Genomic DNA, 9077 nt, shown 5'->3' on the forward strand with positions numbered 1-9077 from the left:
CGGGATCGAACCGTCGACCTCTTGCATGCCATGCAAGCGCTCTCCCAGCTGAGCTATAGCCCCATCTCGAGGACGGGGCGCATATTAGGTGCGGCCCCGCACAGTGTCAACGATATTTTCGCCTCGACCTCGAGATTTTCTAGCATCAGAACAAATACTTACCACCGACGAGCGGTTTGAACCCTCAAGGCATCGCCGCGAAGAGTTTTTCCCACTCCTTCACTTCTTTCTTCGAGGCACCGCCCAGCAGTTCGAGCGCCTGACGCAGGCGGAAGCGGGTCAGGTCCGGACCGATGATTTCCATGGCATCGAGTACCGAGACCGAACTCGCCTGGCCGGTGATCGAGGCGAACATCAGTGGCATGACATCACGCAGTTTCAGTTCGAGATGCGCAGCGACCGCATTAATGCAGTCGGTAATGCGCTCCTTGTCCCACTGGCGCAGCGCTTCGAGCTTCCACAGGGTCAGTTGCAGTACTTGGCGAACCTGGGTGGCGTCGAGCTTCTTGTGCTCGAACAATGCGGGATCGAGGTTCAACGCTCCGGAAAAGAAGAAACCGGCCAGCGGCGCGATCTGACTGAAGGTCTCTACGCGCTGCTGCACATGCGGTGCGATCTGCATCATGTAGTCGGGGTTGAACGCCCACTTCTGCACGGCGGCGGCAAATTGCTCGACCGACAGCTCGCGCAGCCACTGGCCGTTGAGCCAGGACAGTTTTTCGATATCGAAGATCGGACCACCCAGCGAAACCCGGTTGATGTCGAAGTGCTCGATCATTTCGGCCAGGGTGAATTTCTCGCGCTCATCGGGCATGGACCAGCCCATGCGGCCCAGATAGTTGAGCATCGCCTCGGGCATGAAGCCCATGCGCTCATAAAAGGTGACCGAGGTCGGGTTCTTGCGCTTGGACAGCTTGCTCTTGTCCGGATTGCGCAGCAGCGGCATGTAGCACAACTGCGGCTGCTCCCAACCGAAGTACTCGTAGAGCTTGATCAGCTTCGGTGCCGATGGCAGCCACTCCTCGCCGCGCAGGACGTGAGTGATGCCCATCAGATGATCGTCCACAACGTTCGCCAGGAAATAGGTGGGTAGACCGTCGGCTTTCATCAACACCTGCATATCCATGCGATCCCAGCCGATCTCGACCGTACCGCGCAGCATGTCGTTAACCTGGCAGACGCCTTCGCTCGGCACCTTCATCCGAACCACGTGTGACTCGCCCGCCGCAATGCGCTGCTGCGCCGCTTCGGCAGAGATATGCATGCAATGGCCGTCGTAGCGCGGCGTTTCCTTGTTGGCCATCTGCTCGGCACGCACCTGATCCAGGCGCTCGGCGCTGCAGAAGCACGGGAAGGCATGCCCCTTTTCGACCAGCTCGTCGGAGTACTTCTTGTAGATCTCGCCACGTTCGCTTTGCCGATATGGGCCGTGTGGGCCGCCAACGTCCGGGCCCTCATCCCATTCGATACCCAGCCAGCGCAGCGCATCATAGATCTGCTGTTCGGATTCGCGCGTGGAGCGCAGCTGGTCGGTGTCTTCGATGCGCAGAATGAACTGGCCACCATGCTGACGCGCGAAGCAGAGGTTGAACAACGCGATATAGGCGGTGCCGACGTGCGGGTCGCCAGTGGGAGATGGTGCGATGCGGGTGCGAACGGTGGTCATGATGTTCTCGGATCAATGCACAGGGAGACACGGCAACTGGCGGAGCCGGCGCAATTGGCTGAGTCAGCGCGTGTAAAGGCGCGATGTTAGCAGGCGTGCCTCCACTGGCTCCACCAGGCGACCGTCCGTAACCGGCAACGACTGCATCAGGAAATCCAGAAAGGCTTTGACTTTCATGGCCTGGAAACGCCGCGAGGGGTAGACCGCGTAGATCTCCCCGCTCGGCAGTTCGACCTGAGGCAATAGCTCGACCAGATCGCCATCACGGACCTCCTGGTCGGTGATCATGGTCGGCAGCACGGCGATACCAGCACCGGCTAGCGCCGCTTCACGAGCGAAGGTGATGTTGTTGCAGCTCAGCACGCGCCTGCAATTGATGTTCTGCTCGAGCATCGGCCAGTAGCGCACCGGGTCGCGCGACAGTGTGATCGCTCGGTGCTCGGCCAGGTCGGCCGCCACCGTCGGCACGCCATGCTGCGCGAGATAGGTCGGGCTCGCGCAGAACCGTCGGCGGGTCTCGAACAGCTTGCGCGCGATCAGAGTGGAATCCTGTGGCTGGCCAACCGAGATGACGATATCGACCCCCTCCTCCACCGGATCGACATAGCGCGAAGCCAGTTCGACTTCGGCGTTGATGTCTGGGTACAGCCGCATGAAATCACCTAGCACGCGCCCGAGAATCCACTGGCCGAATTCGATCGGCGCCGAAATCCGCAACAGCCCGGCCGGCGCCTGCTGCAGCTGCATGACGACCTGCTCGGCTTCGGCGAAATCGAGCATGATCTGTCGGCAACGCTCGTAGTAGGCCTGACCGACCTCGGTCAGGCGCAGGCGCCGAGTGGTGCGGTTGATCAGCCGCACGCCGAGCCGCTCTTCGAGCTGGACGATCCGGCGGCTGACTGTGGACTTCTGCATGCCCAGGCTCGATGCCGCCTGGGTGAAACTGTGGCACTCCACTACCCGAGTGAAGATCAAGGCGTCATCTAGGCCCATCGATTGTTCCCTGAATGCAACAACGTTTAGCGATTGTAACGACTTATTACGAAACAGGAACGCCGGTAGATTGTGCGGCTCACTTCCGGTCACGAGCGACGAAATGCCTGCCAAGCTGCAACGCCGACTCTTCATCTTCGTCGTCCTGCTATTGCTGGTGGCAGGCGCCTTTTTCGCCCACTGGTTCTTCACCGGCCGCTTCTACGAGCACACCGAAAACGCCTATGTGCAGGGCGAAATCACGCGTATCTCCAGCCAGCTCGCGGCACGAATCGAACGCGTCCATGTGCAGGACAACCAGCACGTGAAACCCGACGATCTGTTGGTGACTCTCGAGCCCGGTGACTTCCGGCTGGCACTGGACCAGGCCCGGGCCAACCTGGCGATTCGCGAAGCCGAGCTCGCCCAGGCCCATAGTCGCCTCGAACAACAGACCAGCCTGATCGCTGCCAGCCAGGCATCGGTCAGCGCGGCGCAGGCGACCCTCGAGCGCAGCCAGGTCGACTTGTCGCGCGTCGAAGCCCTGCGCAAACCCGGCTTCATCTCCGAGGAACGGGTGACTACGCTCGCCGCGGACGCCCGCGTGGCGAGTTCGCAACGGCAGAAAGCCGAGGCCGATCTGGCGGCCCAGCGACAGCAAGTGGATACCTTGCAAGCCGATATCAAGCGCCTGCAGGCACAGATCGACGGAGCACGCGCGGAAATCGAGCGAGCCGAATTGAACGTCGATCGCACTGAAATCCGCTCGCCCATCAGCGGCATCGTCGGCCAGCGCTCGGCACGCAGCGGTCAGTACGTCCCGGTGGGCGCCTATCTGATGTCGATCGTCCCGGATGAGGACATCTGGGTGCAGGCCAACTTCAAGGAAACCCAGATCGGTCGCATGCAGGTCGGTCAGAATGCTGAACTGACCTTCGACACCTACCCCGACACACCGATCGAAGGTCGCGTCGAAAGCCTCTCTCCCGCCTCGGGCGCGCAATTCAGTCTGCTGCCGCCGGACAACGCCACCGGCAACTTCACCAAGGTGGTGCAGCGCATTCCGGTCAAACTGACCTTTGCCAGTGACAATCCACTCAAAGGTCGCATCCGTCCCGGCATGTCGGTAGACGTGAAGATCGACCTCCGTGGCCGCTGATGCGCTGATTCGTCCGGTTGGTGAACCCAGCCGGCGGGACTGGATCGCCGTGATGAGTGCCATGCTCGGCGCCTTCATGGCGGTTCTCGATATTCAGATCACCAACTCCTCGCTGAAGGACATCCAGGGCGCGCTATCCGCCACGCTGGAGGAAGGTTCTTGGATCTCCACCTCCTACCTGGTGGCGGAAATCATCATGATTCCGCTCACCGCCTGGCTGGTACAGCTGCTCTCGGCGCGGCGCCTGGCGGTGTGGGTATCGATCGGCTTTCTGATTTCTTCGCTGCTCTGCTCCTTCGCCTGGAATCTGGAAAGCATGATCGTGTTCCGTGCGATGCAGGGCTTCACCGGTGGCGCGCTGATCCCGCTGGCCTTCACCCTGACGCTGATCAAGCTGCCCGAACACCACCGGGCCAAGGGTATGGCGCTGTTCGCCATCACCGCCACCTTCGCCCCCTCGATCGGGCCCACGCTGGGCGGCTGGCTGACCGAAAACTGGGGCTGGGAGTACATTTTCTATATCAACATACCGCCCGGCCTGCTGATGATCGCCGGCCTGCTGTACGGGCTGGAAAAGAAGCCGCCCCATTGGGAACTGCTGAAAAGCACCGACTACGCCGGCATAGTCACCCTGGCGATGGGGCTCGGCTGCCTGCAGGTGTTTCTCGAGGAAGGCCATCGCAAGGACTGGCTGGAGTCGACCCTGATTGTCCAACTGGGGTCGGTGGCGCTGATCAGCCTGATCTTGTTCGTCATCTTGCAGCTGTCGCGACCCAACCCTTTGATCAACCTGGGGATTCTGCGCGAGCGTAACTTCGGCCTCACCAGTATCGCCAGCCTGGGCATGGGGCTCGGCCTCTATGGATCCATCTACCTGTTGCCGTTGTATCTGGCACAGATCCAGGATTACAACGCACTGCAAATCGGTCAGGTGATCATGTGGATGGGGATTCCGCAGCTGTTCCTGATCCCGCTGGTGCCCAAACTGATGAAAATCATCGCGCCCAAGCTGCTCTGTGCTGCCGGCTTCGCTCTGTTCGGCCTGTCCAGTTTCGCCTCCGGCGCGCTCAATCCGGACTTCGCCGGCGACCAGTTCCACCCGATCCAGATCATCCGCGCGCTGGGCCAGCCGTTGATCATGGTCACCGTCTCGCTGATCGCCACGGCCTATATCCAGCCGAAGGATGCTGGTTCGGCGTCGAGCCTGTTCAACATCCTGCGCAACCTCGGCGGCGCGATAGGCATCGCCTTGCTCGCGACGCTGCTCGACAGCCGCACGAAGATCTATTTCGACTATCTGCGCGAGTCGGTGGTGCCGAGCAATCCGGCGGTGGCCGAACGTCTCACCGCACTGACCCAGCAGCTGGGCAGCGAGCAGGCCGCGTTGGGCCGGCTCAGCGAGATCACGCATCAGCAGGCGATGATCATGGCCTACAACGATGCGTTCCATTTCGTTGGCATCGCACTGGCGATCAGCATGGTAGCCGTACTGCTTACCCGCAAACTCCCCGAGGACATCAAAGGCGGCGCGGCGCACTAGGCCCGCACCGCGGCTCAACGGTCAGACCTGCAACAAGCGCTCGCGCAACTTGTGGATCTCGTCACGGGTCTGCGCGGCGGCCTCAAACTCCAGGTCCCGCGCATAGGCAAGCATCTTTTCTTCCAGCTGGCGAATCCGCTTGGTGATCTCGCTCGGCGACCGCAGTTCGTTTTCGTAGCGCGCCGCCTCTTCCGCCGCTTTGGCTTCGCCGCGACGTTTCTTGCTGCGCGAGCCGGGCACCGTGGCCCCTTCCAGAATGTCCTGAACGTCCTTGAACACACCCTGCGGGACGATGCCATTGGCTTCGTTGAAGGCTATCTGCTTGTTGCGGCGGCGCTCGGTCTCGCCGATCGCCCGCTCCATGGAGCCGGTCATATTGTCGGCGTAGAGAATCGCCCGGCCGTTGAGGTTACGGGCCGCGCGACCAATGGTCTGGATCAGCGAACGTTCGGAACGCAGGAAGCCTTCCTTGTCCGCATCAAGGATGGCTACCAGCGACACCTCGGGCATGTCCAGACCCTCGCGCAGCAGGTTGATGCCCACTAGCACGTCGAACACGCCCAGACGCAAGTCGCGGATGATCTCCACCCGCTCGACGGTGTCGATATCCGAGTGCAGATAGCGTACCCGCACGCCGTGATCGCCCAAGTAATCGGTGAGGTCTTCGGCCATGCGCTTGGTGAGCGTCGTGACCAGCACCCGCTCTTCCTTCGCCACGCATTTGGTGATTTCCGACAGCAGATCATCGACCTGGGTCAGCGCCGGCCGTACCTCGATCTGCGGGTCCACGAGCCCGGTGGGCCGCACTACCTGCTCGATCACCCGGCCGGCATGCTCGGCCTCGTAGGGTCCGGGCGTCGCCGAGACGAAGATGGTCTGCGGGCTGACCGCTTCCCACTCGTCGAAACGCATCGGCCGGTTGTCCAGCGCCGATGGCAAGCGGAAGCCGTACTCGACCAAGGTTTCCTTACGTGACCGGTCGCCTTTGTACATGGCGCCGACCTGCGGCACGCTGACGTGAGATTCGTCGATCACCAGCAGCGCGTTGGCTGGCAGGTAATCGTAGAGCGTCGGTGGTGCCTCGCCGGAAGCACGACCAGAGAGATAGCGCGAGTAGTTCTCGATGCCGTTGCAGTAACCCAGTTCCATGATCATTTCCAAATCGAAACGGGTGCGCTGCTCGAGCCGTTGCGCTTCTACGAGCTTGTTGTTGCTGCGCAGGTAATCGAGACGGTCCTTCAGCTCGACCTTGATGTTCTCGATGGCGTCGAGCAGGGTCTCGCGCGGTGTTACGTAGTGGCTCTTGGGATAGAAGGTGAAGCGCGGCAGCTTGCGAATCACCTCGCCGGTTAGCGGATCGAAGGCGGACAGGCTTTCCACTTCGTCATCGAACAGCTCGATGCGCACCGCCTCCAGATCGGACTCGGCCGGAAAGACGTCGATGACATCGCCGCGCACGCGGAAGGTCGCCCGTGCAAAGTCCATGTCGTTGCGTGTGTACTGCAGACCGGTGAGCCGTCGCAGCAACTCGCGCTGATCAAGACGGTCGCCGCGATCCACGTGCAGCACCATCTTCAAATATGACTGAGGATCACCCAGACCATAGATGCAGGACACCGTGGTAACGATGATCGCGTCCGGCCGCTCCAACAGCGCCTTGGTCGCCGACAGTCGCATCTGCTCGATGTGGTCGTTTATCGACGCGTCCTTCTCGATGAAGGTGTCCGAAGAGGGCACGTAGGCTTCCGGCTGGTAATAGTCGTAATAGGAAACGAAATACTCGACTGCATTGTTCGGAAAGAACGCCTTGAACTCGCCATAAAGCTGGGCGGCCAGCGTCTTGTTCGGTGCCAGTACCAGCGTTGGCCGCTGCACGTGTGCGATGACATTGGCAATACTGAAGGTCTTGCCGGAGCCTGTCACACCCAGCAGGGTCTGGTGTGAGAGGCCAGCCTCGATGCCTTCGATCATTTGCCGGATGGCTTCCGGCTGGTCCCCGGCGGGTTTGAAGCGCGTGACCAATTCGAACTTCGACATATCGACCTCTTCAGATAGCGTGACGACCCGAAAGCCGAACGGTGGAGCCTTCCAGGCGGTATCTTCTCAAATGCATCGAACCGCTGCGGGCAGGGCGAACAGCTGACACGGCCCCTTTCAATGCGGTCGCTCCCGACAATATCAAGTGCCCGACCGGACAGGCAGACGAAGCGAGGCAAAATGGCGACCAGGCGGGCATGAATCGGTTAGAAAAAACCGCCCCAGCATATCGCGACGGAGGGGCAGGCCCGCTATACTCTTGCCCCGTTTGCGCACCGCCCTCAGCGCGAAGCGAGGGTGTTGCATCAGTCACCTCCTCTCTTCGAGCCTCCCCATCATGAGTTTGTTCTCCGCTGTCGAAATGGCGCCGCGCGATCCGATCCTCGGCCTCAATGAAGCCTTCAATGCCGACACGCGGCAGAACAAGGTCAATCTGGGGGTGGGCGTCTACTACAACGAAGAAGGCCGCATTCCTCTGTTGCGCGCCGTCGCAGCCGCCGAGATGGCCCGTCTGGAACTCAACGCGCCACGCGGTTACCTGCCCATCGAAGGTATCGCCAGCTACGACATGGCCGTACAAGGCCTTTTGTTCGGTGGCGATTCGTCGCTTGTCGCCGATGGCCGCGTGGTGACCACCCAGGCACTGGGTGGCACCGGCGCATTGAAGATCGGTGCCGACTTCCTCAAGCGCTTGCTACCCGATGCGGTGGTGGCCATCACCAACCCCAGCTGGGAGAACCACCGCGCGCTGTTCGAGTCCGCCGGTTTCCCGGTACAGAACTATAGCTACTACGACGCGGCCAGCCACGGCATCGACCGCGCCGGCATGCTCGAGGATCTGAAAAACCTGCCGCCCCGCTCGATCGTCGTGCTGCACGCGTGCTGCCACAACCCGACCGGTGTCGATCTGCAGCCGCAAGATTGGAAGCAAATTCTCGAGGTGCTGCGCGCCAACGACCACGTGCCCTTCATCGACATCGCCTACCAGGGCTTCGGTGACAGTATTGAAGAAGACGCCGCCGCCGTGCGCCTGTTCGCCGAGTCAGGCATGAGCTTCTTCGTCTCCAGCTCGTTCTCCAAGTCTTTCTCGCTGTACGGCGAGCGTGTCGGCGCGCTGTCGATGGTCACGCAGGGCCGTGACGAATCGGCACGCGTGCTCTCGCAGATCAAGCGCGTGATCCGCACCAACTACTCCAACCCGCCGACTCATGGCGCCACCGTGGTCTCAGCCGTACTCAACAGCCCGGAACTGCGAGCCATGTGGGAAACCGAGCTGGCCGAGATGCGCACTCGCATCCAGGACATGCGCCTGAGCATGGTTCGCCAACTGGCCGAAAAAGGCGCCAAGCAGGACTTCAGCTTCGTTGCCAAACAGCGCGGCATGTTCTCTTATTCGGGCCTCACCGCAGCTCAGGTGGAACGCCTGCGCACCGAGTTCGGTGTCTACGCGATCGGCACAGGACGCATCTGCGCAGCGGCGCTGAACCACAACAATCTAGACCACGTCACGGACGCGATCGTCCAGGTCCTCTGATCCGAGAGGGGGTTGACTTCCCCTTTGTAAACAGTAGGATACGCACCGCTGTTCCGCGATAGCTCAGTCGGTAGAGCAAATGACTGTTAATCATTGGGTCCCTGGTTCGAGTCCAGGTCGCGGAGCCAAATCAGAAAGCCTCGGTTCATACCGGGGCTTTTTTATGGCT

Annotated in this window: 6 protein-coding genes and 1 tRNA gene; 4 read left to right on the top strand and 3 right to left on the bottom strand. The window is 61.2% G+C overall.

What is annotated here, in order from left to right:
- Positions 1-184 precede the first annotated feature (184 nt).
- Both gltX and UF78_RS14655 read right to left on the bottom strand, forming a co-directional pair.
- Complete coding sequence (gltX, locus tag UF78_RS14650; protein WP_045162956.1) at positions 185-1666, bottom strand: glutamate--tRNA ligase; 1482 nt, start codon at positions 1664-1666, stop codon at positions 185-187.
- A gap of 63 nt (positions 1667-1729) precedes the next feature.
- Positions 1730-2659 (bottom strand): LysR family transcriptional regulator, encoded by a 930-nt coding sequence (locus UF78_RS14655; RefSeq protein ID WP_045162957.1) that lies wholly within the window; start codon positions 2657-2659, stop codon positions 1730-1732.
- A 103-nt stretch (positions 2660-2762) separates the two neighbouring features.
- On the opposite strand from UF78_RS14655, the gene UF78_RS14660 reads away from it, so the two are divergent.
- Both UF78_RS14660 and UF78_RS14665 read left to right on the top strand, forming a co-directional pair.
- Positions 2763-3797 (top strand): HlyD family secretion protein, encoded by a 1035-nt coding sequence (locus UF78_RS14660; protein WP_045162958.1) that lies wholly within the window; start codon positions 2763-2765, stop codon positions 3795-3797.
- On the top strand, positions 3787-5337 hold the full coding sequence (locus tag UF78_RS14665; RefSeq protein ID WP_045162959.1) for an MDR family MFS transporter: 1551 nt from the start codon (positions 3787-3789) through the stop codon (positions 5335-5337). The genes UF78_RS14660 and UF78_RS14665 overlap by 11 nt, the downstream gene beginning before the upstream one ends.
- Positions 5338-5358: 21 nt before the next feature.
- Here UF78_RS14665 and uvrB read toward each other — a convergent pair whose 3' ends face one another.
- A complete protein-coding gene (uvrB, locus tag UF78_RS14670) occupies positions 5359-7374 on the bottom strand; it encodes an excinuclease ABC subunit UvrB (protein ID WP_045162960.1) in 2016 nt (671 codons plus the stop codon).
- A 337-nt stretch (positions 7375-7711) separates the two neighbouring features.
- Between uvrB and UF78_RS14675 the strand changes: the two genes are divergently transcribed.
- The gene (locus UF78_RS14675; protein ID WP_045162961.1) at positions 7712-8908 is read left to right on the top strand and encodes an amino acid aminotransferase; all 1197 of its coding nucleotides are present in this window, start codon (positions 7712-7714) and stop codon (positions 8906-8908) included.
- Positions 8909-8960: 52 nt separating this feature from the next.
- Positions 8961-9036, top strand: a tRNA-Asn gene (locus tag UF78_RS14680).
- Positions 9037-9077 lie beyond the last annotated feature (41 nt).

Source organism: Stutzerimonas stutzeri (assembly GCF_000952685.1).
In the GTDB taxonomy this organism is placed as follows: domain Bacteria; phylum Pseudomonadota; class Gammaproteobacteria; order Pseudomonadales; family Pseudomonadaceae; genus Stutzerimonas; species Stutzerimonas stutzeri_E.

Coding starts and splice junctions, on each gene's coding strand:
- gltX (WP_045162956.1), bottom strand. CDS start 1,666: ATGACCACCGTTCGCACCCGCATCGCACCATCTCCCACTGGCGACCCG.
- UF78_RS14655 (WP_045162957.1), bottom strand. CDS start 2,659: ATGGGCCTAGATGACGCCTTGATCTTCACTCGGGTAGTGGAGTGCCAC.
- UF78_RS14660 (WP_045162958.1), top strand. CDS start 2,763: ATGCCTGCCAAGCTGCAACGCCGACTCTTCATCTTCGTCGTCCTGCTA.
- uvrB (WP_045162960.1), bottom strand. CDS start 7,374: ATGTCGAAGTTCGAATTGGTCACGCGCTTCAAACCCGCCGGGGACCAG.
- UF78_RS14675 (WP_045162961.1), top strand. CDS start 7,712: ATGAGTTTGTTCTCCGCTGTCGAAATGGCGCCGCGCGATCCGATCCTC.